Raw genomic sequence first — 26639 nt, forward strand, 5'->3', positions numbered from 1 at the left:
GATGCTCTAGGAAAAAACGAAGCGTAACCCTAACTGTCGAAAACACAAGGAGGAAGCTTTTGGAATTTTATAAAAAAGCAAAAGAAGAAGTTATTGCGGAGTTTTTGGTGGATCCCAAAACTGGCTTAACAGACGAACAAGTCCTGAAGCAAAGAGAGCTTTATGGCGAAAATAAACTACCTGAAGAAGAGGAAGATTCTCATCTTAAATTATTCCTTAAGAGTTTTAAGGAACCTATTGTTATTGTGTTGCTTGGTGCTGTTGTACTCTCCTTTATGAGTTCTTATCATGCCTTTCATTTTCAAAATGACAGCAAGCATGGGATGGAAGCAATGTATGAAGCTATCGCTATCTTGATCTTGATTCTTATCAATGCTTTTCTCGGTTTTTATCAAGAAATGAGTGCACGTAAAAGCTTAAATGCACTCAAAGAGATGAATAACCGTTACGTGACTGTGTTGCGCAACGGGCAGTTTGAAAAAATCTTCTCAACAGAGCTTGTTGCGGGGGACATCGTTAAAGCTTCTTTAGGAGATTTTGTCGAAGCAGACCTACGTTGGATTGAAACCAATGAACTCCAAGTTATCGAGTCGCATTTAACTGGAGAAGCCGATGCAATTAGCAAGCATACAGAAGTCATCCACGAGACGACAGAGCTAGGTGATCGTCATAATATGGGCTTCTCAGGTTCAAGCGTTTCTGGCGGGCAAGGTTTGGGGATTGTTGTGGCTGTTGGAGAACATACCGAACTTGGTAAAATTGCCAAGTTGATTCAAGCCGTTGAAAACCGGACATCACCGCTGCAAAATACAGTTCATAAGTTAACAAAAACATTGATGCAAGTTTCAGCCGGTATCGTCGTCTTTACCCTGGTAGTAGGGATCATCCAAGCTGGCGAATTAAGCATTGCATCAATTACATCTGTTTTATCGACCTCTATCGCTTTAGCTGTAGCCTCTATACCGGACGCCTTACCAGCTGTGCTCTCGATTGTCTTAACGATTGGTGCTGCCAAAATGGCGAAGAATAAAGGGCTGATCAAGTCGCTTAATAGTGTAGAAACACTGGGAAGTACTTCATACATCTGTTCGGATAAAACAGGAACACTTACCAAAAATGAAATGACCGTCACACATTTCTATACAAACGGCCAATATTATGAGGTATCTGGTCTAGGCTATACTCCAGAAGGGGAAATTCGTAGTCTTTCCGAAGGCGAGCAAGAGTCTTCATATTCGGCCTTTATTGCAGGTGCCCTTTTGTGTAACGAGTCGGCGCTCAAAGAAGTCGAAGGAAAATTCGTGCCTTTTGGTAATCCAACTGAAATTGCCTTGACTGTTTTAGGGCAAAAAGCCGGGCGCACCAAAACTCAACTTTTAGAATCGCATGAGCTCATTCGGACACTGCCTTTCACCAGTGACCGTAAAACAATGAGTGTCATTGTCAAAAAAGGCGACAACTATCTTCTTTATATCAAGGGAGCGCCGGATGTTTTAGTTGAGAAGAGCCGTGCCCTTTTAATTGATGGTGAATTAAATACTGAAGAAAGTGAAAAGCAAAAATTCATCACGACTGTAAATGACTATGCAAATGAAGCTTTGCGTACCTTGGCAGTAGGTTACCGTATCCTGAGCAAGGAAGAAGCCGAGCATGGCCAGCTGGAAGATTTAGAAAAAGATATTATCTTGACGGGGGTTGCAGGAATTATCGACCCTGCGCGTGAAGAAGTCAAAGCTTCTGTTAAAACATTGCAAGATGCTAGTGTTGAAGTCGTTATGATCACAGGCGACCACGAAAATACGGCGCGGGCGATTGCCTATAATCTAGGGATTGTAAAATCCAAAGAAGCTAAAGTCATTAAAGGTATCGAAATTGAAGAAATGACAGATGAGGAACTCTATGCTGTTGTTAAAACAACGAACGTTTATGCGCGTGTTTCTCCGGAACATAAGCAAAGAATAGTGAAACAACTGCAACAACACGGAGAAGTTGTGGGCATGACAGGAGATGGTGTTAATGATGCACCAGCTCTGAGAGCAGCTGATATTGGAATTGCCATGGGAATCGCCGGAACTGAAGTAACTAAGGATTCGGCTGATTTGATATTGCTTGATGATAAGTTTACCACGATTGAAAAAACAGTCGAAAACGGCAGAACCATTTATGCCAATATTAAGAACTTTATCCGTCATGAATTAACGACGAACGTCGCCGAAGTCCTTTCCCTCATCTTAGGGTTACTCTTCTTTACTGTAAGTATCGGGAATGTGGACTATACTACACCAACTTTAACAGCCTTAATGGTACTTTGGGTTAATATGGTCAGTGACGCCGTGCCTTCATTCGCTCTGGGATACGATGTCGCTGAGTCAGACATCATGAATGAAAAACCACGTGATCCTAAAGAATCTGTTCTTGCCAACTACACATGGTCAAGGGTCTTGATTCGAGGCACAATCATGGGCTTGATGGTCTTTGTAGCCTTTGTCTGGGCAGCAAAACAAGGCATGTCAAGTAATGAAGCACAAACAGTGGCTTTCTTAACACTTGTTTATGGCCAATTGTGGCATGTTTTTGATGCAAGAAGTTCACAAACCCTCTTCAGAAGAAATCCATTCGGCAATCCACGTTTAGTCCTCGCTGTTGCCTTTGCAGGTATTTCTTCCTTCTTAGTAACGATAATCCCCTTCTTCAACGTTGTCATGGGAACTGCACCGTTGAGCTGGTCTGTTTATCTTCTTGTACTTTTTGTGCCAGCTTTACCCACTTTTATCCTATCAGGCATTAAAGAAATCTTTAAAGTGAAAATTTGGTAAAGAGAACTTTTGAGATGTGTAGCTATAATATGCTAAAATAGCAGTATAGTAATCCTGGAAAGGAAGTGTACACATGGAAAAAGTAAAAAGCTTTTTTACAGCAAAAAGAATTTTAGTTCTCTTGATTCTTTTGCTTATCGTAATTTTTGCAGTTCTTAATTTCTCACCTGTTCGCGTTAATATGCTCTTCTTTAACATTGACATTCCGATGTTCTACGGTATTATAGCTGTAGGGTTGATTGGCTTTGTGTGTGGGTATGTGATACGTGGGAGAAAATAGCCTACAAAAAGCAAGACTGAAGTGTGCTACGCTTCAGTCTTTTTTATATTGTTAGGTTTTACTTCACAAAAATATTAGAATTTAGAAAGGAGATTAAAAAGAAATGAGTACATGGTATGGAAGAATTAATCCGTTTCTACATCAAAAAGAAGGAGTTTGAAAAACTTCAAGTTATTCTTAATGATTTACAAAAACATGAGTTAAAAGAGATATTTGAGCATCTTAAACAAGATGAACAGCTTGTGTTGTTTGAAGTTCTTCCAGAGGAAAAAGCGGTTGAGTTGTTTAAAATACTGGGGCTTCATCATCAAAAAAATAGTGTAGAAGTACTCCAAGCACCGATGGTGCAAACCTTTCTGAATCATTTGTCCTCCAACGATCGTATCCGTCTTTTTGATCGACTGCCCGAAAAGCGCGTGCAGAGTTTTCTTGGCCTGTTAACCAAAGATAATAAAGCGATCACACTTCAGCTTCAAGCCCACCTTCCCGAAACAGCCGGTCGGATTATGACAACGGAATTCGTCACCTTGACCCACGACATGAGCCAAGAAGAGGCCTTGGCGAAAGTCACAGAGGAAGCCATGCGTAAGGAAAACATCTATATTTTGTTTGTTATTGACGAGAAGCGAGAGCTCACTGGTTTTATAACCTTACATCGGCTTTTGATGATGGCACCCACAGCAGTAATTAATGAACATATGTCACGTCAACCGATTTCTGTTAAAACTTCTGTTGATCAAGAAAAGGTGGCACAAAAAGTCAAAGAACTGGATGTGATGGCTTTAGCTGTGGTGGACGATGCCAATAGATTAGTAGGGATAGTGACCTTTGATGATGCCATGGAAATTCTGGAAGAAGAAGCAACAGAAGACATTTTGAACCAAGCGGGTTTATCGGACTTGAAAGATACAGAGGAGGACCGCAGTAAACTGCTTATTAATGGCAAGTTAAACAAGATTTTGGCAGTACGTTTGCCCTTTCTTTTAGCCACCTTGTTGTTAAGTATGCTTTCTGGTTTAGTCATTGAAAATTTTGAACAAACTTTAGAATCCATCGCAATGGTGGCAATTTTTATTCCTTTGATTATGGGCATGGGTGGAAATATCGGAACACAATCTTCCACGGTCTTTACACGAGGCTTGGTTTTGGGGCACATTGAGATTGAGAACTTCCTCGAGCATTTCTTCAAGGAATTACGTGTAGGTTTGACCATTGGGGCATTGATGGGAATTATGGCGGGGTTAATGGCGAGCTTATGGCTAGGCTTTCCGATGTTAGGTTTGGCAGTTGGTTTAGCTCTTTTTGCGACGATGACCGTTGCTTCCTTGCTGGGTTTTTTAGTCCCTTTTATCTTAATCAAATTAAACATAGACCAAGCTGCCGGTTCAGCACCAATTATTACAACGATTAAAGATTTAGTGGCTTTACTGATTTACTTCACCTGTATCTCGCTTTTTCTGGGTCATCTTATTACATGAGTTTGATAAGATAGAAAAACTCAAATTCTGTTAAAATAGACAAATATGAGACTAGATCATTACCTGTTCCTCAATGGATGGAAGGACAAGAAAGAACGCAAACGTTTGATACAGACCAGAAAGATTACAATTGATGGAGAAGTAGAGTATAACTTAAGTCGCAATGTCGATCCCCAGATGCATGAAATTTTTGTCCATCAGCAACAGCTCACAGCATTCGGGCATTGTTATTTTATGATGAATAAGCCAGCTGGCGTACTTTCTGCCAATAAAGATGAACAATTGCCCACATACCGATCCCTTTTGAAAGAAAACAATGGTGCGCTCTATCCTGTGGGACGGCTTGACTTTTTAACGACGGGATTATTATTCATCACGGATAATGGACCACTTGGCATCGATATGCTTAAGCCACAGCAGCATGTTTCTAAGACCTATTTCGTAGAGACATGGGAACCACTTGAAGAGCGTGATAAAGCTGCCTTTGCGGCAGGAATTGAGTTTATCGGTGGTGTTCATACGCAGCCCGCTCAACTCGAAATTTTAGATGCGCATCATGCTAGAGTTACCATTCAAGAAGGCAAATACCATCAGGTCAAGAAGATGTTCTTAGCTTTAGGCAAAAAGGTTGAACAATTACAACGGTTAAGTTTTGGGCCGCTGGTCTTGGATGAGCACTTACAACCAGGCGCTTATCGCCCTCTTACGCAGCAAGAAATTTTGAGTCTGAAGCCTTATATGAGAAAGTAAGATTCTTTGACAGTCTGATAGGGCAAGTGTTATAATCATTATCACTTAAAGCCGATGGAGAAAGGAAGTGTCATTATGTCTATTTATGATTTTACAGTGAAGGGAAAACAAGGAGATGATATCTCTTTAGCCGACTATAAAGGAAAAGTTCTACTTGTGGTGAATACTGCGACAAAATGTGGTTTCACACCACAGTATGATGGGCTACAAAAACTTTATGACACATACAAAGAAGAAGGATTTGAAATTCTCGATTTTCCTTGTAATCAATTTAAAGAACAAGCGCCAGGCACAGCTGATGAAATTGATCAGTTTTGTACATTGAACTATGGTACAACTTTTCCACGCTTTCAAAAAATTGATGTCAATGGTGCGGATGAGAGTCCACTCTACACTTGGTTAAAAGAAGAAAAAGGAAGCCCGCTGGGGAAAAAAATCAAGTGGAATTTCACGAAGTTCTTGATCAATGCTCAAGGAGAAGTTGTCGCACGTTATGCACCGGCAACAGAGCCTGAAAAAATTGCGAAAGATATTAAAAAAGAGCTTGAAAAAGTAGAAAAATAGGAGCATGTGCCTCCTGTTTTTTCTTTTGGAATCATTATAAAGAAGCTCATATTTAGAGCTGGTTTATGCTATAATTGAGTCATGAATATTCTGCTCGAAATCCAAACGAAATTAAGAGAACTTTCCCCTAACGAGTCAAAAGTTGGCAAGTATGTTCTCGCTTTTCCTGAGGCTGTTATCAACCTAAGCACCCAAGACATTGCTAAAAACAGTCAAGTGTCCCCTGCTACAGTTATTCGTTTTGTCAAATCTATCGGACTTGAAGGTGTTCCCCAACTTAAACAGCAGCTTTCCGTCTGGAAGGCGAGCGCCCAATCGGAGACAGATTTTCAAGAATTACGTCCTAATGAAGAGATTGATTCGATAAAATCAAAATTAAAAGCGCGTATTAACCATATGACGGAACTCGTTAATGGTCATTTAAACAATGAGAGGCTTGCCCAAACGGTTGATTTGATTGATGATGCGGAGCTCATCTTTATTTTCGGGATTGGGGCTTCTTTTCTCGTGGCACAAGACTTGGCTCAAAAACTGAACCGTATTGGAAAAATCAGTATTTGTGCAGATAATACGCATACGATGGCTGTGAATTTAACCAATAATAACCAAAAGAAACTCTTTATCGCCGTGAGTGACCGAGGGGAATCGCGTGAGGTTCTGGCCATGCTTGATTTGGCTCAAGCTGAAAAGATTGAGACCATTGCGATTACCGGTATCGAAAGCTCAAGCCTTGCTAAACGTGCTGAATATCCTCTTATATCTTTGTCAGGAGAGAATTTTGAGTTTAGGCATGCGGCTACAGTTTCAATGCTGGCACAATTGTATCTTATCGATTTGCTCTTTTACGCCTATGTCAGCAAAAACTTTGATGATGCGCGTGAATCAGTGATTCGTTCCTTAGATATCGTCCGGAAATTGGAAAAAAATTATTGATGTGAAGTTAAACATAAAAAAAACAGTAAAAATCTTGGCGTCTTCATTGGCAAACGGGATTTTTACTGTTTTCTTTACCTTAAACTTTTTTATGTTAAAATAGAAGAATGATTTTACTACAAGGGAATGGGATAGCACGCACTTTTGGTGGCGATGTTTTATTCGAAAATATAAACTTTAATCTTCAGGACCACTCACGCATGGCTTTAGTTGGAAGGAATGGTGCGGGGAAATCAACTTTATTGAAGATTATTGCAGGTGTTGAAGAACCTTCAGCCGGCGCGATTTCTAAAGTCAAGGACCTGCATTTAAATTATTTGGCTCAAGATACAGGACTTTCTTCAGAATTAACCATTTTTGAAGAAATGTTGACGGTCTTTGAAAAGCTGCGTCAAACAGAGCAACTCTTGCGTCAGATGGAATTACAGATGTCGGAGGTTACGGGTACTGACTTAGAAAGTTTGATGCACCGTTATGACGCTTTATCTGAAGAATTCCGTCAAGCGAATGGTTTTACCTATGAAGCAGAGATAAAGTCGGTACTTAACGGATTTCGTTTTGATGAGAAGATGTGGGACCGAGATATTTCTTCCTTATCTGGTGGACAAAAAACACGATTGGCTCTGGCAAAAATGCTTTTAGAAAAGCCAGATTTGTTGATTTTGGATGAACCAACCAACCATTTGGATATTGAAACGCTGGCGTGGTTAGAAACTTACCTGAAAAACTATTCAGGAAGTCTTTTGATTGTCAGTCACGACCGTTATTTCCTGGATAAGGTTGTCACAGAGACCTTGGAGATTTCACGCGGCAAGCTGACACGCTTTGCAGGAAATTACAGTAAATATATCGAACTCAAAGCAGAGATGCTCGCCAGTGAGCAAAAGAACTATGACAAGCAACAAAAAGAAATTGAAAAACTAGAAGACTTTGTTGCTCGAAATATGGTTCGTGCCTCCACTACAAAACGTGCACAGTCACGTCAGAAAAAGTTGGAAAAGATGGAACGTATCGAAGCTACAGCTGGAAGTGAAGCTGCTGCACATATGACCTTTTCTCCAGCTAAAAAGTCAGGCAATATCGTTCTTACAGTAGAAGATGCGGCAGTGGGATACGATAAAGTCCTCGCAGAACCCATCAATATCGATACCCGCAAGCATGATGCCATTGCTATTGTAGGACCCAACGGTATCGGGAAAACAACATTGATCAAGTCGATTATTGGTCAAATTCCCCTTCTCAAGGGCCAGGTGAAGCTTGGTGCGAATGTCGACTTAGGATACTATGACCAAGAACAAGGGCGTCTCACGCCTTCTAATAGTGTTCTTGATGAGATTTGGAATGAGCACCGTCTCTTACCAGAAGTAGAAATACGTAATCTTTTAGGGGCTTTCCTTTTCAGCGGTGAAGATGTGAAAAAGACAGTTTCAATGTTATCGGGGGGAGAAAAAGCACGTCTTCTTTTGGCGAAACTGGCCATGCAACATGACAATTTTCTTGTCTTGGATGAACCTACCAACCACTTGGATATTGATAGCCGTGAAGTTTTGGAGAATAGCTTGATTGACTTTGACGGTACCTTACTTTTTGTCAGTCATGACCGTTACTTTATCAATCGGGTTGCGACCAAAGTTCTTGAAATATCACCTCAAGGAAGTAAACTTTATCTGGGTGATTATGATTACTATTTAGAGAAAAAACATCAAGAAGAAGAGGCGAAACAAGAAGTTGTTTTGGAAGAAAAGCCAGAAAGTTCAGGTCAGATGGACTACGCCCAACAGAAGGAAGCGCAGAAAATCCGCCGCAAACTCGAACGTGAAGTCAATGCTGCGGAAGAAAAACTTGCTGATTTGGAACAGCAAAGCGAAGAGATTTCCCAAGCCATGCTAGATGTAACGGATGACTTTGTGAAACTAGGCGAACTCCAAGCCGCGCTTGACCAACTCGCTGAACAAAAAGAAGAAACAGAGCTGAATTTACTGGAAGCAATGGAAAACTTAGAAAGTTTATGATTGCAAACTTGCAGTAAATCTGTTAGACTATATAACAAGAAACCTTTAAATTAGCACGAGAGGCTAGCAAGGAAACCGTATAATTGTCTATTTGTATAGTATTTAGGTGCATCCTAAGTATTATTGGCATATTTTTTTACGCACTTGCAGCTTTCTGCAAGTGTTTTTTTGTATAAAACAGCGTGCTATTGAGAACAACTCAAAGGATAAGAAAGAGGAAAACATGTCATTATCACAAACAATTGCTGCTGATTTACTCGAAATAAAAGCTGTAAGCTTATCGCCAAGCGCGCCATTTACATGGGCAAGTGGGATCCAATCTCCTATTTATACAGACAACCGTGTGACCTTGGCTTATCCAGAAGTACGTACACGTATTGAGCAGGCTTTTGCGGACGTGGTCAAGGCAGAATTTCCGGAGGTCGAAGTCATTGCAGGTACAGCAACAGCAGGTATTCCTCATGGCGCAATTATTGCCGACTATCTTCAATTGCCTTTTGCCTATATCCGTAGTAAACCCAAAGATCATGGTGCAGGAAATCAAATCGAAGGTCGTGTCTCTAAAGGGCAAAAAATGGTATTGGTTGAGGATCTTATCTCAACGGGAGGCTCAGTATTAGAAGCAGTTGCTGCTGCACAGCGCGAAGGCATCGAAGTTCTCGGTGTGATTGCTATTTTTACTTACCAGCTCGAAAAAGCAGCAACAAAATTTGAAGAAGCGCAAGTACCACTGCACACATTAACAAATTATTCTGAACTCATCCAAATCGCTCAAGAAACAGGTTATGTCACAGAAGATGAACTTGAAATGCTTAAAAAATTCAAGGATAATCAAGAAACATGGAATAAATAACATAATAAATATTATGTAAAGTGCAAGAAGGGGAACAGATGATACTCATAAAAAACGGCCGTGTAATCGATCCTAAGTCCGGTTTTGATCAAGTTGCAGATGTGTTAGTTAAAGATAAGAAGATTATTCGTATTGCTAAAAATTTGGAAGAAGAAGATGCGGAAATTATTGATGCCAGCAATATGATTGTTGCGCCTGGACTCATCGATATTCATGTGCATTTTCGTGAACCAGGTCAAACGCATAAAGAGACAATACACACGGGGGCTTTATCTGCAGCCCGTGGCGGTTTTACGACAGTTGTCATGATGGCCAATACTCAACCGATTTTATCGAGTCCTGAAGTGCTTGCGGAGACACTGAGACTTGCAGATGAAGAGAAGATTCATATTAAGTCGATTGCTTCTATTACCAAAGATTTTGACGGACAACATTTGACGGATTTTGATGCTTTACGGGCGGCAGGTGCAGTTGGCTTTTCAGATGACGGTATTCCACTGAGTGATTCTGGGGTCTTGCATGAAGCTTTGAAGAAAGCCAAGAAAACCGATAGCCTGCTCTCTATTCACGAGGAAGATCCCAACTTAGTGGATACGCTTGGAATCAATGAAGGCGAAGTGGCACACCAATGTGGTCTAACAGGAGCGACAAAGGTGGCGGAGTACAGTATGATTGCACGTGATGCAATGTTGGCTTTGGATACTCAAGCGCGTTTACATATTCAACATTTGTCGGCTGGAGAAAGTGTAGATGTTGTTCGTTTTGCGCAAAAGATGGGCGCAAAAATTAGTGCTGAAGTTACGCCACAACATTTCTCATTAACAGAACAAGCAGTGCTGGAGATTGGTACCAATGCCAAGCTCAATCCTCCACTTCGTCAAACCAAAGATATTACTAAAATTTTGGAAGGATTGAAAGATAACACTATCAGTGTGATTGCAACCGATCATGCACCACATACCCATGAAGAAAAAAATGTTGCTTTGGCTGAGGCACCGAGTGGTATGATTGGTTTGGAAACTTCTTTGCAACTGGGGCTTACACATTTGGTTACTCCTGGGCATCTTGAATTGGTTCAACTCTTGGAAAAAATGACTGTTAATCCAGCTAAACTCTACGGTTTTGATGCAGGTTATTTAGCCGAAGGTGGGCCGGCTGACATTACCATTTTTGATGCGCATCATACTTATAAAGTGGAAGAAAACTTTGATTCTAAGGCAAGTAACTCACCATTTATCAACCAAGAACTTGTGGGGCAAGTCAAATATACACTTTGTGCGGGAGAAATTGTTTACCGCCCATAAAAATCTTGCAAGAGCTTACATAAATTGTTAAAATGATTTTAATGTTTAATAAATTTTATTCTAAGCAATAGGAGAAATCTCATATGAAAATCAGTAAAACAATTAACGCTCCTGTCGAGTTTGTCTACAACCAGATTCTGGATTCATCACTTTATGATATCGAAAAAAACACTGGGCGCAGACCTGACCTCAAGTCTCTTAATGGCTTTGAATACTCAAAAACATTTGGCAAAAACCAACATGGCACCATTACAATTGATGAAGTTGTGAAAGCCAATAAGTATGCTTTTACCACGAAAACTATTCGCAACACATTCAATACACGTTGGAGCTTTCAACCTGTCAATGATAAGCAGACAGAGATAACGATTGAGGAAAGCCGTACTTCAAGTGGAATGATTCAAAAATTAAATGATATGTTTGTCGGAACGCTTTTAGGCTACTGGAAAAAACGTCAAATGGTCGCTATTTTGAATCATATTGAACAAGCTTACAGTGGTGGGAAGTGAAGCGATGGAAAAGAAACAACACGAACTTTTAGACCTTGCAACTTACGCTTTTAATAAGCCCAGAAGTAAGGAACGAGAAGAGGCATTTGACAAACTCTTGAGTTTTTCAAAACCTTACAGCTACTGGGAAGATAATGAGTTATCCTCTATGATTATCGATACTTCTTTTCGGGTCTACTGGAAGGATGCAAAGCTAAAGATGTCAGGGATTGGTTATGTGGCCTCTTATCCAGAGTTTAGAGGAAACGGCAGTATTCGTAAACTCATGACCGATATTTTAGAAGACAACTATGAAGCTGGTACGGCCTTAAGTTATCTGGCTCCCTTCTCTTATCAGTTTTACGGTCAATTTGGTTATCAATACGCTTTCGACCAAAAAGCCTATACAATTCCTGCACTAGAGTTTCCTAAAGGTAAAAAAACAGCGGGTCAAGTGCAGCGCCGCGCTGTAAGTGAAGAGCTTTTTGAAGACATGGCCGAGGTCCATGATCAAGTCTATAACCAAGGATCACTGGTCCGCCCACAGCAGGTTTGGGAATACTATTTTAAGCATAAATCACAGCCCTTCTTTGCGACTTATGAAGAAAATGGCAGAGTTCTCGGTTACTTAATTTATGAATTTGCTGGTACGGCTTTTGTAATCCGTGAATGTATTACCCTGACTCAAGAAGCCCAAGACGCACTTTATCGTTTTGTCTCTAGCCACGCTGCAAGTTTTGAAGTCATCAAGTGGACAGCACCGTCAAATGTCTTCCTCGAATATGATTTGGCTGAACCTTCACGCATACAGCTACAGTTGCAACCTTATATGCAAGCGCGTATCGTTAATCTGTCAGCCTTTTTGAAAGTGAACGGCCAGCCTGAATTTTCTGCCCGTATTGTTGATGATATTTTGCCACAAAATAATATCTGTGTTGGTCCTGAAACAGATCAACCCGAAGAAATGCCCATTGGAGCATTTACTGCCCGTGTCCTACGAGAGAATAAAGCCATTCTTCGTGAATATTTTTAAAGAAGTCAATTCAAACACCGAATCTTAGCATTTTTCATAAGATTTGGTGTTTTTATTAATTAAAACTAAAAAATTAGCACGTTTTTGTTTCTAAATTTGTAACATGTTTCAGAAATCAGCTACAAAATTAAAGCTTTTAATAGTTCGAAGGAAATGAAAGCGCTAAAAATAAGGGTTTTATTAAAAATTATTTGTTTTTTTGCTGAATATGATTGAGATAAATTTTATTTGAAATCGCTTTCTGAAACCGCTATACTATTGGTATAGATAAAAAGAAGGAGAACATTGAAATGGCAGATAAAGTTATTGCATTAGCCTGTGCAGCGGGTATGTCAACATCATTACTGGTGACAAAAATGCAACAAGCTGCACAAGAAGCAGGAAAAAATTATGAGATCTACGCAAAGTCTGTAGCTGAAATTGACAACATGTTGTCTGGCTCTGAGAAACCAGATGTATTGCTTCTCGGTCCGCAAGTGGCTTACATGAAAAATGAAGTCATTAAAAAAGCAGCAGCAGTTGGTGTTCCTTGTGATGTGATTAAAATGCAAGATTACGGCATGATGAACGGAAAAAATGTTATAGCAGCCGCTGATGCATTAATGAATGGATAATGAGAAATTCTAGAATTTCTAGACAAAGAAAGGAGTATTATGGGAAAACTAGGTATCTCTATTTATCCGGAACGTTCCAACTTTGAAGCTGACAAAGCCTATTTAGACTTAGCTCACCAATATGGATACACACGTGTCTTTACCTCACTTTTAGAAATTAAGGGAGATAAGGAAGCTGTTCTTGAGGGTTTTACGAAAGTGATTGCTTATGCTAATAGTCTTGGTATGGAAGTCATGGTAGACATTAATCCTGCTTTGTTTGAACAGCTTAACATCAGTTATGATGATTTAAGTTTCTTTGATGAAATGGGTGCTGATGGAATTCGTTTAGACCTTGGATTTACAGGAGCTGAGGAAGCACGTATGACCCGTAACCCTTATAATCTTAAGATTGAGATTAATATGAGTCAGGGAACAAGTTACGTGGACAGTATCATGGATTACTCACCCAACATTGAAAACTTACTTGGCAGTCATAACTTTTACCCTCACCGTTATACAGGACTAGCGTTTGATCATTACGTGAAATGCACCGAGAAATTCAAAAAGTATAACTTAAATACCATGGTGTTTGTTAATTCTCATGAAGCAACTTTTGGCCCGTGGCCAACACAAGATGGCTTGTGTACCCTAGAAGTGCATCGAGATTTAAGCTTAAAGACACAAGTGAAGCATTACAAGCTTTTAGATGGTATTGATGATATTACCATTGCAAATGCCTATGCGAGTGAAGCAGAGCTTAAGGCAATGGCAGAAGCCTTCCATGCGCAAATGCCAGAACTAAAAGTTGTGCCAAGAGCTACGATGACGGAAAATGAACGAAAATGTGTCTTTGAGGCTACGCACAGTTACCGTGGCGACCGCTCAGAATACATGCTACGTTCAACCATGACGCGTGTGATCTACAAAGACTTGGATTTCCCGCCACATGATACAGATACAATAAAACCAGGCGATGTGATTATTGACAATGATGGATATGGTCAATATAAGGGAGAAACACAAATCGCTCTGAAGGAAATGAAAAATGATGGCCGTGTCAATGTTGTTGGACATATCTCGGAAGACGAAATGTTCTTACTTGACTTTATTAAGCCTTGGAGTTCGTTTAAATTTATTGAAAGTGATGAGCTATAATTTATAACCTTATACGCAAATAAATTAAAATTTTAGGAGGAATTCTATGAACGGAATTACGATGTGGATGGAGAAATATCTCGTCCCAGTAGCAGCAAAAATCGGGTCGCAAAAGCACCTGGTTGCCTTGCGTGACTCATTCATTGGTATCTTGCCAGCAACACTGACAGGTGCCCTTGCAGCGATGGTATCAGCCATCGTCACAACTTTCCCACAGTCCATTCAACAAATGGTTTTGGGTCCAACCAAGTTTGCCCAACTCGCGCCAGAAGATGTTTGGACTCTTGCGAATACACCAATCATTGGTGATTTGAATAATATTTCAACACTCGTTAACCAAGGGACTTTGACAGTTATTGGTCTTATCTTTGCTTTCTCTTGGGGTTATAATTTGGCGCGTGCTTATGGTGTCAATGACCTTGCCGGTGGTGTTGTAGCAGTTGCTACGCTCTTTGCTGGTTTGCCAAACCAAATGCCTAAATTCTTGGATGCTTTGGGTGTCAGCGATGCCGGTGTAGCCGCAACAGATAAAATCAATGGTGTATTGACTGGTCAAGGTCTTGCAGCATGGAAGCCACTCTTTGCTGCCGCACATATGGACGCTGGTGCTTACTTTACGATTATCATTATGGGTGCCCTCGCTGTAATTATTTATGCTAAACTTATGTTAGCGGATATTACCATCAAGATGCCTGAATCAGTCCCACCAGCAGTAGCAAAAGCCTTCCTTGCGATTATTCCAACGATTGCTGCAATCTACGCTGTGAGCTTGATTTATTATGTTATTGATAAATTGACACATGATTCTGTTATTAATTTGATTACACATTATATTGCAGAACCTTTCCAAATTCTCTCACAAAATATTTTCTCAGTTCTTATTGTCACACTCTTTGTTTCAATCTTCTGGTTCTTCGGACTTCACGGACCAAACGTCTTGGCACCTGCTCTTGACGGTATCTGGCTTCCACTTGGTCTTAATAACCAAGCCCTTTACTTCCAAGTTCACTCAGACGGTATTCGTGACTTAGTAGCGCGTGGCGCGATTGATAAAGCACATGCTATTAACGGTGACTATGTCAGTCTTTGGGTTCGTGGTTCATGGGATGCCTTCGTCTGGTTTGGTGGATCTGGTGGTACAATTACCTTAATCCTTGCCATCCTTATCTTCTCTAAACGTAAAGATTATAAGACAGTGGGACGTCTTGGTTTAGCGCCAGGTATCTTCAACATCAATGAGCCCGTACTCTTCGGTATGCCAATCGTACTGAACGCCATCTTCTTTATCCCATTTGCAATTGCGCCATTGGTAGCGGTTATTATCGCCTATGTTGCAACAATGCTTCATTGGGTGGATCCAGTTGTTAGTGCGGTGCCATGGGTTACACCACCAATTATGAATGCCTTCCTTGCTACAGGATTTGACTGGCGTGCGATTATCTTAGCAATCGTCAACTTACTTGTAACCTTTGCTATTTGGACACCATTCGTTATTGCAGCAAACAAGATGGAAGAACCTGAATTATAAAAAACAGAAAGGAACCCGATGATTATTGTTAATGTAGCTATGATGCAAGAAAAAGTAATTCAACTTCTAGAAGAAAATGGATTTACTTATAAGGAAAAAAAGGGATTGAAACTCTATTTTCAAGGTCCGAATAGCAACTTAGCCTCGGATGCTCAAACTGCAAAACGCTTAATTAAACAAAGTTCATTTGGTTCAGCATTATTCTTTAACGTCGAGGAGGTTTAAATATGGCTTGGATATATGCATTACTCAGTTTGTCACTTTTACTTCTAGCTTATCAAAATTGGAGTTTCGGAGGCACACTCTTTATTCTATCTGTGGTCATGCTTATACTTGCACGACAAAAGAAGAAAAAAGAAGAATGATGAAAAGACTTGCTACGGCAGGTCTTTTATTATGTTTGACTTTAAAGCAGAAGCGTTATAAGATGAAAGAAGTGAACATAAGCTTTACGGTTTGGGGTAAATCTCATCCTTTGACTAAATACCCCTAAGGGTATATAATAGGTATATCAAAAATTTGAGGAGAGAGAAGTATGCGTTCAATCCAAATGAAGCAATTAAAAGAGAAACTCGGTCAGGTCGCACTGATTGATGTGCGAGAAGAAGATGAATATCTTGAAGGACATGTGCCAACAGCAATAAATATACCCCTGAGTGTTTTAGACCAAAGATACTCAGAAATAGAAGGAGAAAGCTACATTATTTGTCAAAGCGGTATGCGATCTATGCGTGCATGTCAATTTCTCCAAGTGCAAGGAGTAGAAGTTACGAATGTCACAGGTGGTACTCTTGCATGGGATGAAGAATTAGAAAAATAAGAGGGAAAAATGATGAAAAAATATCTTATCGTTGGAGGAGTTGCCGGAGGAATGAGTGCAGCCACTCGATTACGTCGTTTAAAAGAAGATGCGGAAATTATTGTTTTTGATAAAGGACCGTATGTTTCCTTTGCGAACTGTGGACTCCCTTACTACCTCTCAGGAGAAATCGAATCAAGAAATAAGCTTATCCTACAAACACCAGAAAGTTTGGCGGAGCGCTTTAATCTAGATGTTCGTCCTGATTCTGAAGTGGTTTCTATTGAGCCGGATAAAAAAGAGGTCACAGTAGTATCCAATGGGACAAGCTACACGGAAGATTATGATGCCTTGATTTTGTCTCCTGGTGCAAGTCCTTTTATTCCGCCAATAAAAGGTCTAGCGGAAGCGGATAATGTCTTCAGCTTACGTAACATTCCAGATTTAGATAAAATCACAAACTATATGGAAATGGAGCACCGCAAGCAAGCTTTGATTATTGGTGCGGGTTTTATCGGTTTAGAGATGGCTGAAAATTTACGAAAACTAGGTTTAGAGGTGACAGTCGTCGAAAAAGCCGATCATGTTTTACCCACTCTAGATCAAGAAATGGCCATTCATATAGAAGAAGAGTTGGCACATAACGGCCTGAAAGTACTCACGGGCGTGTCTGTTGTGGAGTTCCAAGACCAAGGAAAAACGGTTATCTTGGAAAATGGTGAAAGTCTCAGTACGGATGTGGTTATCCTTTCTGTGGGGATTCAAGTGGAGTCAAAACTTGCTGCTGATGCGGGGATTAAGCTTGGGATGAGGGGTGCAATTCTTGTCGATGAGCATTATCAAACCTCACTGCCTGATATTTATGCTGTAGGAGATGCTATTCTTGTTAAAAATCAGATTACGGGCAATGATGCGCTTATCTCCTTAGCAAGCCCAGCCAATCGGCAAGGACGTCAAGTTGCGGATATCCTAGCAGGCTTACCTGTTACAAATAAAGGGAGCATCGGAACAGCTATCGTTCGCACTTTCAGTTTGACAGCTGCCTCTACTGGACTTTCAGAAAAGCAAGCGCAAGATTCGAACTTAACCTATAAGGCTGTACATATCACAGCCAATGATCATGCAGGATATTATCCTGGTGCAAGCTCTATTCTTCTCAAACTGATCTTCAATCCAGAAAGTGGTCAGATCTATGGAGCGTCAGCAGTTGGGCAAAAAGGTGTAGATAAGCGTATTGATGTTCTGGCAACAGCAATCAAAGCTGGGATGACGGTTTATGATTTACCAGAACTTGAGTTGAGCTATGCTCCTCCGTTTGGCTCCGCTAAGGATCCCGTGAACATGATTGGTTATGCGGCTATGAATATCGCCATGGGCTTGTCAGACAACATTCAATGGCATCAGCTTGAAGCAGAACTCGCACAAGGGAAAGTACTCTTAGATGTGCGCCAAGAAAATGAAGTAGCGCGTGGCGGTTTTAAAGATGCGTTAAATATTCCATTAAACGATTTACGCCAAAACCTGGACAAGTTAGATAAAAATAAGGCATACATTGTCAGCTGTCAGTCAGGGCTTCGCTCTTATACAGCTGAACGTATCTTGAAACAAGAAGGCTTTAAAGTAGAAAATCTTGATGGAGCTTATGGCTTGTACAGTAAGGTGAAGGGCATTTAATTAAAACTGAACGAAAGGATTATTTTAGGATAGTCCTTTTTTCTAGCTGAAATTTTAAATGAATTTGTAGGCTGCTTATGGTATAATATTAAAAAATATTTGTTAGATTTGGGGAAGTCATGAGACTTGAACTATATGAAGAAAAACCAGAAGCAGCGAGTGCAGCCCTTGCTCAGGTTTTTGAGGCTTTTAGTAAAGAAACGGAAGAGGCCGAGTTACAAACCGTACGCTATAATTTAGTTGAACATGCGGATGTCTTTGCGCAACATCCTATTGTCAACCAAGCAATGCAAAAAATGGAGGCGCCCTTACCCTTGATGTTGGTAGACGGTGAAATCATGACGCTTGGCGCTTACCCTGATATGGAAGATTTGACGGAAATTACGGGTCTAAGTTTTCAAGATATTCGAACACGAGAATGTCAGTGTGACAATTGTAACTGCAGAAAGGGATAAAATGATCGAAAATTTTCAACGGCCAAGTAAGGAAGAATATTTTAAAGAAATTGTCGAAGTTGTGGCTAAGCGCTCTACTTGTACGCACGCTCAAGTTGGGGCTCTCCTCGTGACTGCGGATGGGCAAATCCTTTCGACAGGATATAATGGCTCCGTAGCTCTTATGCCGCATTGTACAGATGTAGGATGTTTGGAAGATAAAGACGGACATTGCATTGCGACTGTTCACGCGGAACAAAATGCAATTGCACAAGCAGCAAAGCATGGCGTTTCACCTGAAGGCGCAATTCTTTACACTACGTTGTTCCCTTGCATTGCTTGCCTGAAACTTGTCTTGGCATCAGGCGTAAAACATATCAAATATATCAATGAATACCATGCTAAAAACCCTTATGAGGAAGAACTGATTGAAACTTTGGGTATTCAAGTGGAAAAAATATAAAAAGCCAGAAAACTTACTGGTTTTTTATTTTAACGCAAAAAACGCTTCCCTAAGTTTATCTGTAAAATTTATTCTTACTTGAGCTTTTTATGTCTGTTTTTGCTAAAATAAATGAATGGGAATAAAATACAGTCAAACACATAAAGTCGCTTTTTATGAGAGCGACACACGAGGCAAGATGAAAATATCAGATATTCTTGCCGTAGCACTTCAAATTTCGGGAGAGCAGTCTTATACGTTAGACCGTAGCGACACATGGATTTGTGATAACTTCAATCTATTTTGGGCTGTTATCGAGCATGAAGTTCAGATTCATCGCTTACCCGATTTTAATGATCAGATTACAATCGAAACAGAAGCCACGTCTTACAATAAATTCTTTTGTTATCGTGACTTTATTTTCAAAAATACAGCTGGCGAAATCTTAGTAAAAATAAGCTCGACTTGGGTTTTGATGAACAAAGATACACGTAAGGTAGAACGTGTCATTGATGAAATTGTGGCGCCCTATGAGGCACCAAAAGTCAGCAAAATTGTTCGTCCTCACAAGTATCTTACCTTGTCCGAGCACGCACAATGTAACCTGGCCTTTCCGATTCGTTTCTCTGATCTCGATATGAATGGACATGTGAACAATGCCAAATATTTCGACTGGGCTGTTGATCAGTTGGACTACGATTTCCGTATGACATATGAACCGAAAAAAATATATATTCGCTATAATCACGAACTCCTTTATGGCAATCATGAATTTATTCATCCTGTTTTTGAATTCCAAGGAGATACCACTTGCCATATCATTAGGAAAGATGGCGTAGATAATGCTAATATTGAAATTGAGTGGTCAAAAATAAGCGAGGAGAATGAACAAAAATGAGAAAAGCTTACAAAAAGTATAAAGGGTATCTGATTGATTTAGACGGCACGATTTATATGGGCAATCATCGTATTCCTGCAGGGGAAGACTTTGTTCATCGTTTGCAAGAAGCGAAGGTCCCTTATCTGTTTTTAACAAATAATACGACAAAAACACCGCGTGTGGTCCAAAAACGTTTGGCTACACAGTTTAATATTGATACACCTTTAGAAACCATCTATACAGCAAGTGCAGCTACCGTCGATTATATGGATGATTTGGGCTTGGAGAAGACCGTTTATATTATTGGTGAAGATGGCTTAAAAGAAGCAATCTACGAAGCAGGCTATAAAAAGGACCGAGAAAATCCAGCTTATGTTGTCGTTGCTTTGGATTCTGACCTTACGTACGAAATGCTTGCTTTGGCGACTCTTGCTATTCATAAAGGTGCAAAATTCATCGGCACAAATCCTGATTTAAACCTTCCAAGCGAACGTGGCCTTTTGCCAGGGGCGGGCTCTTTGGTTAAAATGATTGAAGCAGCCACACGTGTTAAACCTACCTTTATTGGAAAACCTGAGGCGATTATTGCAGAAAAAGCAGTGGAAAAAATGGGTATTCCTAAAGAAGATCTATTAATGGTGGGTGATAACTATTTAACAGATATTCGTACAGGAATTGATAATGGTATTGATAGTTTGCTTGTCACAACAGGTTTTACTAAAGCTGAAGAAGTTCCTGGACTTCCAATACCACCAACACATGTTGTTTCAAGTTTAGAACATTGGGAAGTTTGAGATGCGCGATCGCCTGATTTTTACGAGTCTTATTTTATGGGGGATTGCTGCAGCAGTAAGTTTAACCTTACTTTTGGCTGTCCCGCTCTTTTATATAGATATACATTTGGAAAATTTGACCCAGATATCAGGACTTTCAGCAGAAACGTTAAGGCATAACTTTAATGTTCTGATGGCTTATCTGGTTAATCCATTTGAAGCTGTGTTACAGCTGCCTGACTTTCCTTCATCTCCCGGTGCTTTGCAGCATTTTAAAGATGTGAAGAAGCTCTTTATGCTTGCCTTAGGACTCACATTTATCTTGAGCCCCGCACTCCTCTTATTTTTGAAGGAACACTTAGCCATCCTCTATCACAATGGCTTGCGGTTTGTGATGGGGACTCCTTTGTTTATCGGCTTGGTTGCTGCCTTGATTGGATTTGATAACTTTTTTATCTATTTCCATGAAATATTTTTCCGAGACGATACCTGGCTTTTTAATCCCGATACAGATCCGATTATTAATGTCTTGACAGAGAATTATTTTATGTTCACTTTTATTCTATTTGTCGTCCTTTTTGAATTCATCTTTTTCCTCCTTTACTGGTCAGGAAATAAAAGACTGCAAAAGAAAATTTTCGGAAAAACCGAACAATAAGATGTAAAACTGATATAAAATCAGTTTTTTTTCTTTTGTTTTTATCAATATGGGTTAAAATAAATAAGGAAGGTTTGGTTTGCAGAGATTTTTATCGCCAAACTAGCGAGGTTGTCCATAGTGGAGACTCGGTCGGTATTCTGTAATAACAAATGAATAAAGAGGCATTCTTATGAACACAATGGTTCCAGTTTTTGATTACGAAGATATCCAACTTATCCCGAATAAGTGTATCATTAACAGTCGTAGTGAAGCAGACACGTCAGTTAAGTTAGGGGATCACACTTTCAAACTTCCCGTTGTTCCAGCAAATATGCAAACAATTATTGATGAAAATATTGCTGAAATGTTAGCTAAGCAAGGTTATTTCTATATCATGCATCGTTTTGAAGAAAGTACACGTAAAGACTTCATTGAAAAGATGCATGCTCAAGGTTTGATTGCATCAATTTCTGTAGGTGTTAAAGACAATGAACGTCAGTTTGTACGTGAGTTGGCAGAAACAGCGACTATCCCAGATTATATTACGATTGACATCGCGCATGGTCATGCCAATTCTGTTATTGAAATGGTTCAGCTCATCAAGCGTTTGATGCCCCAAGTTTTTGTTATTGCAGGGAACGTGGGAACACCAGAAGCTGTCCGTGAGTTAGAAAATGCAGGTGCTGACGCAACGAAAGTCGGGATTGGTCCTGGTAAAGTTTGTATCACTAAGGTAAAAACAGGATTTGGTACAGGAGGGTGGCAACTTGCAGCTTTGCGCTGGTGTGCAAAAGCAGCAAGTAAACCAATTATCGCTGATGGTGGTATCCGTACCCATGGGGATATTGCTAAGTCAGTTCGTTTTGGTGCAACAATGGTAATGGTGGGCTCACTCTTTGCAGCTCACGAAGAGTCACCAGGTAAAACAATCGAACAAGATGGCAAACTTTACAAAGAATATTTTGGCTCAGCGAGTGAATACCAAAAAGGTGAACACAAAAACGTTGAAGGAAAGAAAATTCTCTTGCCCCACAAAGGTGCATTGAAAGATACACTTCAAGAAATGCAAGAAGATCTCCAAAGCTCTATTTCTTATGCCGGTGGACGTGATCTTAATGCACTTCGTAAAGTTGATTATGTTATCGTGAAAAATTCTATTTGGAACGGTGATTCATTATAGAAGATAAAAAACTGTCTAGTGACAGTTTTTTTTTATATTATTTATAGTAGAAAGTTGATTATTTTTGAATCCGAGCAGAAGATGATGTAGAATGTGAGTAAAGATAGAAAAAAGAAAGTAGGAAGAGACATGAAAGTACTTGTCGTTGGTGCCAACGGAAAAGTGGCTAAACATTTAGCAAAAAATCTAAAAAATTATCCTAAACTTCAAGAAAAAGCTGTTATCCGTAAAGAAGAACAACAGGAATTTTTTAAGCCATTAGAGATTGAAACCATTATCTTGGATATTGTCAATAATTCGATTGAAGAATTTGCCGCAGCAATGTCTGACGTTGATGCTGTTGTTTTTAGTGCTGGAGCAGGTGGTTCTGGGTTGGATAAAACAATTATGATTGACTTAGATGGAGCGGTTAAAATTATGACGGCAGCTGAAAAGGCAAATGTCAAACGCTTTGTTATGGTCAGCACTTTCCGAGTGGGAAGAGAAGAAATTACGCGTCAAATTCAAGAAGATTCTTCACTTAAGATTTACACCATTGCAAAGAACTATGCGGATGAATGGCTCAAAACACGAACAGATTTGGATTGGACAATTATTCATCCTGGAATGCTTACAGACAAAGAAAGTACGGGCAAGGTGGCACTAGCAGGCCGTGTAGAAGCAGGAGAAATTCCACGAGAAGATGTGGCTAAAGTTATACTGGAAACATTGGGAAATGACGCGACCATCGGCAAAGAATTTGAAGTTGTCAGTGGAGCTACTCTTATTGATGAAGCCATCAAAAATTTAAAGGGTTAAAAAAAGTGAACGTTGTGTCCTGACTCACACGTTCACTTTTTTACATGAAAATCATATTGCTGCTGATAATAACGGGCGATTTCTTGACTGCCAATTTGATGAAATATCTCTAAGGCTTGTAGCATCATTGTATTTCCAGTCTTTTCGTCTTTGAAACGATAGGTCCAGAAACCTTTAGAGAGGTTAAGGAGATTGCGTAAAAACATCGATTGTACGAGTTCGAGTGATTCAACGCGATGGAGGATATGTGCACTGTATTCTTGATAGCCTTTGCTTGTTAAGAAGGCAATAGCACGACAACATGCACAAGCAAAAATTTCCAGATGTTTTACGGAGTTAAATATCTTGTGTTTTTTTTCTAGGAGAAATAAATCAAGAATATATAAAATATCGCGTATATTTAATTTATTCATTGTAAAGTAAAATACATAAAGCTCAGTCTGGCCCCAAACTTTAATATCATAGAGGTAATCTGTGATTGTATCGATATTTTCTGAACTTAGTTCAGTATATGAAGCTTTTGCTGCTAAGGAGATATAAGGATAACCTGCTTCAAGAGCGATTTTATAGAGATTGATCAGCGTTTTTTTATCTTGTTTAAGAAAGGCTGTCTCGATTTCCTTTAAAAGGGCTTCTGATTCAATGGGGGCATAGTCGTTTAAAAGATATTCGTATTCTTCGAGCCCAATCCCCATCAGCTGTAAAGCTTGTACGACTTTTTCAAAATTCATCATGGTTTCTGCGCGTTCAAAACGAGAAAGGGTGGCTTTTGAAATTCCTATAGAAGAAAAGTCCGATAAGGGGATATGTTTTTGCTCCCGTATCTGCCGAAAAACATATCCAAATTTTTTATATACCATAAAATCTCCAGTCATTCTTAGTGGTAGTTATAGTTATACTATCAGAAAATGCAACAAAAAATTAAACTGTTATCAAATACGTTACGATAAAGAATATTGTTTCATTTATGCAACGATATGAAAAGATAAAGTTATTTATTATATTATAATATAATATATTGTAAGGAGTAGGAGAAGAAAAGTCACTTTTCTTTTTCATCAAAAGGAGAGGTGAAGATGATGGATCTTATCAAAGAAATACTAGGGCCTTATTTTTTTGCAAAATTATTTTTGATTCCGGCCATCTTAGGGGGAATATTTCTCACCAAAAACATCATCCATCGCAGTAAATATGCTGAAAATCCTTACTCTGCCTTTTGGCTCTATTCGAGTAACTTCACATTATGGATTTTATTTTTAAAATTATTATTTATTGAAATAGTTCAAAGTGGAGCTTATGGTTACTTACTGAGCGATATTTCGCTCATCTTTATTGCCATTGCAGTCGATTATTGTATTGTTACATATTATGAAAAAATAGAATATGCAATGCTCCCACTGTTTACGATTTTCTATCTGGTTTATATTTACAGTTATGGTTTTCACTGGAAGTCGATTTTATTGGTTACCTTATCTCTGGGTCTTTTTTTGCTGACGCTCTATTTTATTGCCAAAAATCAAAGGGCTGTGATGCAAAGTTACGGTAAAATGATGCTGATAGGCTTAAGTCTTTCTGTTTCTGTCCAGCTCTTATTCCTTTCAGAATTTGCTTTTAGCTGGGTACACGCGGTAGAAATTTTCGGGAAAACATTCATACTCCTTGTGATTGCCAAGTTTATTTTATTGGACATTTCTTCTATTGTAGGAGAGTATGCAAAGTACAAGCGATATACTTATATTGATGCACTGACCAATGTATATAATAGGAGAAAATTTGAAGAAATGATGGACGAAATTCTTGCCAGTGATCAGATTTCCAAATTTTCATTAGTCTTTTTTGATATTGATAATTTTAAACATATTAACGATCATTATGGGCACAGCTCCGGTGATTATGTGCTAAAGGAAATTTGTGTGCTCATCAAAAAGTATTTGAGAGAGACAGGAGAAAACGGGCAACTTTTCCGCTATGGTGGCGATGAATTCTTTCTTCTTTTTCGCAATCGCAAAGGAGAAGTCGTGCGTGATATTATGGAGCAGGTAGCCAAGGAAATCTCCGAATATGTCTTTCACACCAGTTCTAACGCTATTAAAACATCGATTTCTGTCGGAGCGGTTGAAATTACGGATAAAGTAACACGAGACCAAGCCATCTATCGTGTAGATAAACATTAGCCTGAAGCAACTTGCGGATCCACGTTACGAATACTTTATTCGTTGGGTCAAAGGAGAGTGTTATCCGATGGAATTACGGATTGAAATCAATGTGGAGATGACAGACAAGATTGGCTGGCTTATGAAATCACGAATCAAGAAGAATTTGAAATTAAGCCAAGACATCGGTGTTCATGTGATCCTTGAAAAAGTCGAGCCAAGTAAAAAATACTTTCACAAGATCAAGTGGCTATTGAATGATATCTACGGTGTGAAAATTCCGCTCTCTAAATTTCAAAAGAAAAGTGATTCCGAGTGGTTTGATCTCAATATGGGCGATTGGGTCCGTTTGATTAGAGAAAAAAACAAAAATATTGACATTACGGAAGTAGAAGATAGGGAAGGTATTGATTTAGCCGATAAATTAAAAATTGACAATCGACAAGGTTATTTTATAGACAAGCCTCATTATGAGAAATAGCTTGTTCTATTTTTTTTTGCTTAAATTAGTGCTTGAAAGTTGCATTATTTAGGAAAAAGAGTAGAATAGGTTTGAGCAAAACGATTTTAAAAAAAAGTGGCGCATCTCAGACAATAATTAATGAAAAAAGGACGAGTACGGAAATGACTGAAATGACTTTTGAAGAACGCTTAAAACAGCTTCGAAAGACTTATCTTGAAGGTGATAGTGAAGATAAGGAAGCTCAAGAGATGAATGCTTTCATGAGTTTATCAAAAGAAGATAAAATCAAAAAAATTCAAGCCCACTTAACAGAAATTGAAAATAAAAAAGAAGCTTTGGAAAGTACTCTCTCCAATCAAACGGATGCCCTCTCTCGCGAGAATATTGAGCATCATCTGGAAGCATTGGCTGAGAAAAAAGAACTCATGCTTCAAAAATTAGAATACGTTAAAAAAGATGAATTCAGTGCTGCAAAACGTGAACGCATCAAACGTCAGTTGGCAGAACTGGAATTTAAACGCTGTCGTCTACGCATGAATAATAAGGACTGTTCAAAGTTGGACAAGAAAATTCAAGAGAAACAAAGACGATTTAGAAATGATATTTAAGGAGT

At 39.3% G+C, this 26639-nt stretch carries 28 protein-coding genes and 1 pseudogene; 28 read left to right on the forward strand and 1 reads right to left on the reverse strand.

Translation table 11 applies throughout. The features are described 5' to 3' along the window. Window positions 1–59 precede the first annotated feature (59 nt). The 25 genes from PYW30_RS04610 to PYW30_RS04730 all read left to right on the forward strand — a co-directional run bounded on the left by PYW30_RS04610 (window position 60) and on the right by PYW30_RS04730 (window position 23410). Window positions 60–2816: a cation-translocating P-type ATPase gene (locus PYW30_RS04610; protein WP_042217885.1), complete on the forward strand. Its 2757-nt coding sequence runs from the start codon at window positions 60–62 to the stop codon at window positions 2814–2816. A gap of 73 nt (window positions 2817–2889) precedes the next feature. Next, window positions 2890–3096 (forward strand): hypothetical protein, encoded by a 207-nt coding sequence (locus tag PYW30_RS04615; protein ID WP_042217883.1) that lies wholly within the window; start codon window positions 2890–2892, stop codon window positions 3094–3096. Between the two features lie 116 nt (window positions 3097–3212). After that, complete coding sequence (gene mgtE / locus PYW30_RS04620) at window positions 3213–4574, forward strand: magnesium transporter (protein WP_042217880.1); 1362 nt, start codon at window positions 3213–3215, stop codon at window positions 4572–4574. A 45-nt stretch (window positions 4575–4619) separates the two neighbouring features. Beyond that, window positions 4620–5324: a 16S rRNA pseudouridine(516) synthase gene (locus PYW30_RS04625; protein ID WP_042217878.1), complete on the forward strand. Its 705-nt coding sequence runs from the start codon at window positions 4620–4622 to the stop codon at window positions 5322–5324. Window positions 5325–5399: 75 nt separating this feature from the next. Beyond that, window positions 5400–5888, forward strand: coding sequence for a glutathione peroxidase (locus tag PYW30_RS04630; protein WP_042217876.1), 489 nt, complete (start codon window positions 5400–5402; stop codon window positions 5886–5888). 81 nt (window positions 5889–5969) lie between these two features. Then, window positions 5970–6821 carry a MurR/RpiR family transcriptional regulator gene (locus PYW30_RS04635; protein ID WP_004257586.1) on the forward strand — a complete coding sequence of 284 codons (852 nt, stop codon included), beginning with the start codon at window positions 5970–5972 and terminating at the stop codon, window positions 6819–6821. 107 nt (window positions 6822–6928) lie between these two features. Beyond that, window positions 6929–8833 carry a ribosomal protection-like ABC-F family protein gene (abc-f, locus tag PYW30_RS04640; RefSeq protein ID WP_042217873.1) on the forward strand — a complete coding sequence of 635 codons (1905 nt, stop codon included), beginning with the start codon at window positions 6929–6931 and terminating at the stop codon, window positions 8831–8833. Between the two features lie 223 nt (window positions 8834–9056). Next, on the forward strand, window positions 9057–9686 hold the full coding sequence (pyrE, locus tag PYW30_RS04645) for an orotate phosphoribosyltransferase (RefSeq protein WP_004257577.1): 630 nt from the start codon (window positions 9057–9059) through the stop codon (window positions 9684–9686). Between the two features lie 38 nt (window positions 9687–9724). After that, the gene (locus tag PYW30_RS04650; protein WP_042217871.1) at window positions 9725–10990 is read left to right on the forward strand and encodes a dihydroorotase; all 1266 of its coding nucleotides are present in this window, start codon (window positions 9725–9727) and stop codon (window positions 10988–10990) included. Window positions 10991–11073: 83 nt separating this feature from the next. After that, complete coding sequence (locus PYW30_RS04655; protein ID WP_004257568.1) at window positions 11074–11499, forward strand: DUF3284 domain-containing protein; 426 nt, start codon at window positions 11074–11076, stop codon at window positions 11497–11499. A 4-nt stretch (window positions 11500–11503) separates the two neighbouring features. Continuing rightward, the gene (locus tag PYW30_RS04660; RefSeq protein WP_042217869.1) at window positions 11504–12511 is read left to right on the forward strand and encodes a GNAT family N-acetyltransferase; all 1008 of its coding nucleotides are present in this window, start codon (window positions 11504–11506) and stop codon (window positions 12509–12511) included. 290 nt (window positions 12512–12801) lie between these two features. Next, window positions 12802–13125, forward strand: a complete 324-nt coding sequence (locus tag PYW30_RS04665) for a PTS sugar transporter subunit IIB (RefSeq protein WP_042217867.1) — start codon at window positions 12802–12804, stop codon at window positions 13123–13125. Between the two features lie 39 nt (window positions 13126–13164). After that, window positions 13165–14262, forward strand: a complete 1098-nt coding sequence (locus tag PYW30_RS04670) for a DUF871 domain-containing protein (protein ID WP_014024700.1) — start codon at window positions 13165–13167, stop codon at window positions 14260–14262. Window positions 14263–14308: 46 nt separating this feature from the next. Next, window positions 14309–15790 carry a PTS sugar transporter subunit IIC gene (locus PYW30_RS04675; RefSeq protein WP_004257558.1) on the forward strand — a complete coding sequence of 494 codons (1482 nt, stop codon included), beginning with the start codon at window positions 14309–14311 and terminating at the stop codon, window positions 15788–15790. Window positions 15791–15808: 18 nt separating this feature from the next. Next, window positions 15809–16015 (forward strand): hypothetical protein, encoded by a 207-nt coding sequence (locus tag PYW30_RS04680; RefSeq protein WP_014024701.1) that lies wholly within the window; start codon window positions 15809–15811, stop codon window positions 16013–16015. A 2-nt stretch (window positions 16016–16017) separates the two neighbouring features. After that, on the forward strand, window positions 16018–16155 hold the full coding sequence (locus PYW30_RS04685; protein ID WP_014024702.1) for a hypothetical protein: 138 nt from the start codon (window positions 16018–16020) through the stop codon (window positions 16153–16155). A 170-nt stretch (window positions 16156–16325) separates the two neighbouring features. After that, window positions 16326–16610 (forward strand): rhodanese-like domain-containing protein, encoded by a 285-nt coding sequence (locus PYW30_RS04690; RefSeq protein ID WP_042217864.1) that lies wholly within the window; start codon window positions 16326–16328, stop codon window positions 16608–16610. Window positions 16611–16619: 9 nt separating this feature from the next. Further along, window positions 16620–18263, forward strand: coding sequence for an FAD-dependent oxidoreductase (locus PYW30_RS04695; RefSeq protein WP_042217862.1), 1644 nt, complete (start codon window positions 16620–16622; stop codon window positions 18261–18263). A gap of 119 nt (window positions 18264–18382) precedes the next feature. Continuing rightward, window positions 18383–18718 (forward strand): arsenic metallochaperone ArsD family protein, encoded by a 336-nt coding sequence (locus PYW30_RS04700; RefSeq protein WP_014024705.1) that lies wholly within the window; start codon window positions 18383–18385, stop codon window positions 18716–18718. A 1-nt stretch (window position 18719) separates the two neighbouring features. After that, entirely contained in the window at window positions 18720–19160 is a 441-nt protein-coding gene (locus PYW30_RS04705; protein ID WP_004257543.1) for a deoxycytidylate deaminase, read from the forward strand. A 115-nt stretch (window positions 19161–19275) separates the two neighbouring features. Next, window positions 19276–20037: an acyl-[acyl-carrier-protein] thioesterase gene (locus PYW30_RS04710; protein WP_004257540.1), complete on the forward strand. Its 762-nt coding sequence runs from the start codon at window positions 19276–19278 to the stop codon at window positions 20035–20037. Further along, entirely contained in the window at window positions 20034–20813 is a 780-nt protein-coding gene (locus PYW30_RS04715) for a TIGR01457 family HAD-type hydrolase (protein WP_004257538.1), read from the forward strand. Before PYW30_RS04710 ends, PYW30_RS04715 begins: the two co-directional genes overlap by 4 nt. A gap of 1 nt (window position 20814) precedes the next feature. Further along, window positions 20815–21450 (forward strand): TIGR01906 family membrane protein, encoded by a 636-nt coding sequence (locus PYW30_RS04720; protein ID WP_014024707.1) that lies wholly within the window; start codon window positions 20815–20817, stop codon window positions 21448–21450. 172 nt (window positions 21451–21622) lie between these two features. Next, on the forward strand, window positions 21623–22612 hold the full coding sequence (gene guaC / locus PYW30_RS04725) for a GMP reductase (RefSeq protein WP_004257531.1): 990 nt from the start codon (window positions 21623–21625) through the stop codon (window positions 22610–22612). 129 nt (window positions 22613–22741) lie between these two features. Beyond that, the gene (locus PYW30_RS04730) at window positions 22742–23410 is read left to right on the forward strand and encodes an SDR family oxidoreductase (protein WP_042217859.1); all 669 of its coding nucleotides are present in this window, start codon (window positions 22742–22744) and stop codon (window positions 23408–23410) included. A 32-nt stretch (window positions 23411–23442) separates the two neighbouring features. Here the strand turns inward: PYW30_RS04730 and PYW30_RS04735 are convergent, their stop codons facing one another. Next, on the reverse strand, window positions 23443–24270 hold the full coding sequence (locus PYW30_RS04735) for an Rgg family transcriptional regulator (protein ID WP_042217857.1): 828 nt from the start codon (window positions 24268–24270) through the stop codon (window positions 23443–23445). Window positions 24271–24486: 216 nt separating this feature from the next. Between PYW30_RS04735 and PYW30_RS04740 the strand changes: the two genes are divergently transcribed. The 3 genes and pseudogenes from PYW30_RS04740 (at window position 24487) to PYW30_RS04750 (ending at window position 26634) form a co-directional block, all read left to right on the forward strand. Next, entirely contained in the window at window positions 24487–25584 is a 1098-nt protein-coding gene (locus tag PYW30_RS04740) for a GGDEF domain-containing protein (RefSeq protein WP_042217855.1), read from the forward strand. Next, window positions 25574–26044: pseudogene (locus tag PYW30_RS04745) on the forward strand (EAL domain-containing protein); the annotation flags it as partial. The gene PYW30_RS04740 and the pseudogene PYW30_RS04745, both read left to right, overlap by 11 nt. A 143-nt stretch (window positions 26045–26187) precedes the next feature. After that, window positions 26188–26634, forward strand: coding sequence for a hypothetical protein (locus PYW30_RS04750; protein WP_004257515.1), 447 nt, complete (start codon window positions 26188–26190; stop codon window positions 26632–26634). Window positions 26635–26639: the final 5 nt, after the last annotated feature.

It is taken from the genome of Lactococcus garvieae subsp. garvieae (assembly GCF_029024465.1).
In the GTDB taxonomy this organism is placed as follows: Bacteria; Bacillota; Bacilli; order Lactobacillales; family Streptococcaceae; genus Lactococcus; species Lactococcus garvieae.

Coding starts and splice junctions, on each gene's coding strand:
- PYW30_RS04650 (WP_042217871.1), top strand. CDS start 9,725: ATGATACTCATAAAAAACGGCCGTGTAATCGATCCTAAGTCCGGTTTT.
- guaC (WP_004257531.1), top strand. CDS start 21,623: ATGAACACAATGGTTCCAGTTTTTGATTACGAAGATATCCAACTTATC.
- PYW30_RS04690 (WP_042217864.1), top strand. CDS start 16,326: ATGCGTTCAATCCAAATGAAGCAATTAAAAGAGAAACTCGGTCAGGTC.
- PYW30_RS04740 (WP_042217855.1), top strand. CDS start 24,487: ATGATGGATCTTATCAAAGAAATACTAGGGCCTTATTTTTTTGCAAAA.
- PYW30_RS04655 (WP_004257568.1), top strand. CDS start 11,074: ATGAAAATCAGTAAAACAATTAACGCTCCTGTCGAGTTTGTCTACAAC.
- PYW30_RS04730 (WP_042217859.1), top strand. CDS start 22,742: ATGAAAGTACTTGTCGTTGGTGCCAACGGAAAAGTGGCTAAACATTTA.
- PYW30_RS04700 (WP_014024705.1), top strand. CDS start 18,383: ATGAGACTTGAACTATATGAAGAAAAACCAGAAGCAGCGAGTGCAGCC.
- PYW30_RS04680 (WP_014024701.1), top strand. CDS start 15,809: ATGATTATTGTTAATGTAGCTATGATGCAAGAAAAAGTAATTCAACTT.
- PYW30_RS04720 (WP_014024707.1), top strand. CDS start 20,815: ATGCGCGATCGCCTGATTTTTACGAGTCTTATTTTATGGGGGATTGCT.
- PYW30_RS04710 (WP_004257540.1), top strand. CDS start 19,276: ATGGGAATAAAATACAGTCAAACACATAAAGTCGCTTTTTATGAGAGC.
- PYW30_RS04635 (WP_004257586.1), top strand. CDS start 5,970: ATGAATATTCTGCTCGAAATCCAAACGAAATTAAGAGAACTTTCCCCT.
- PYW30_RS04625 (WP_042217878.1), top strand. CDS start 4,620: ATGAGACTAGATCATTACCTGTTCCTCAATGGATGGAAGGACAAGAAA.
- PYW30_RS04705 (WP_004257543.1), top strand. CDS start 18,720: ATGATCGAAAATTTTCAACGGCCAAGTAAGGAAGAATATTTTAAAGAA.
- pyrE (WP_004257577.1), top strand. CDS start 9,057: ATGTCATTATCACAAACAATTGCTGCTGATTTACTCGAAATAAAAGCT.
- PYW30_RS04675 (WP_004257558.1), top strand. CDS start 14,309: ATGAACGGAATTACGATGTGGATGGAGAAATATCTCGTCCCAGTAGCA.
- PYW30_RS04715 (WP_004257538.1), top strand. CDS start 20,034: ATGAGAAAAGCTTACAAAAAGTATAAAGGGTATCTGATTGATTTAGAC.
- PYW30_RS04630 (WP_042217876.1), top strand. CDS start 5,400: ATGTCTATTTATGATTTTACAGTGAAGGGAAAACAAGGAGATGATATC.
- PYW30_RS04660 (WP_042217869.1), top strand. CDS start 11,504: ATGGAAAAGAAACAACACGAACTTTTAGACCTTGCAACTTACGCTTTT.
- PYW30_RS04735 (WP_042217857.1), bottom strand. CDS start 24,270: ATGGTATATAAAAAATTTGGATATGTTTTTCGGCAGATACGGGAGCAA.
- PYW30_RS04685 (WP_014024702.1), top strand. CDS start 16,018: ATGGCTTGGATATATGCATTACTCAGTTTGTCACTTTTACTTCTAGCT.
- PYW30_RS04670 (WP_014024700.1), top strand. CDS start 13,165: ATGGGAAAACTAGGTATCTCTATTTATCCGGAACGTTCCAACTTTGAA.
- mgtE (WP_042217880.1), top strand. CDS start 3,213: ATGGAAGAATTAATCCGTTTCTACATCAAAAAGAAGGAGTTTGAAAAA.
- abc-f (WP_042217873.1), top strand. CDS start 6,929: ATGATTTTACTACAAGGGAATGGGATAGCACGCACTTTTGGTGGCGAT.
- PYW30_RS04615 (WP_042217883.1), top strand. CDS start 2,890: ATGGAAAAAGTAAAAAGCTTTTTTACAGCAAAAAGAATTTTAGTTCTC.
- PYW30_RS04750 (WP_004257515.1), top strand. CDS start 26,188: ATGACTGAAATGACTTTTGAAGAACGCTTAAAACAGCTTCGAAAGACT.
- PYW30_RS04695 (WP_042217862.1), top strand. CDS start 16,620: ATGATGAAAAAATATCTTATCGTTGGAGGAGTTGCCGGAGGAATGAGT.
- PYW30_RS04665 (WP_042217867.1), top strand. CDS start 12,802: ATGGCAGATAAAGTTATTGCATTAGCCTGTGCAGCGGGTATGTCAACA.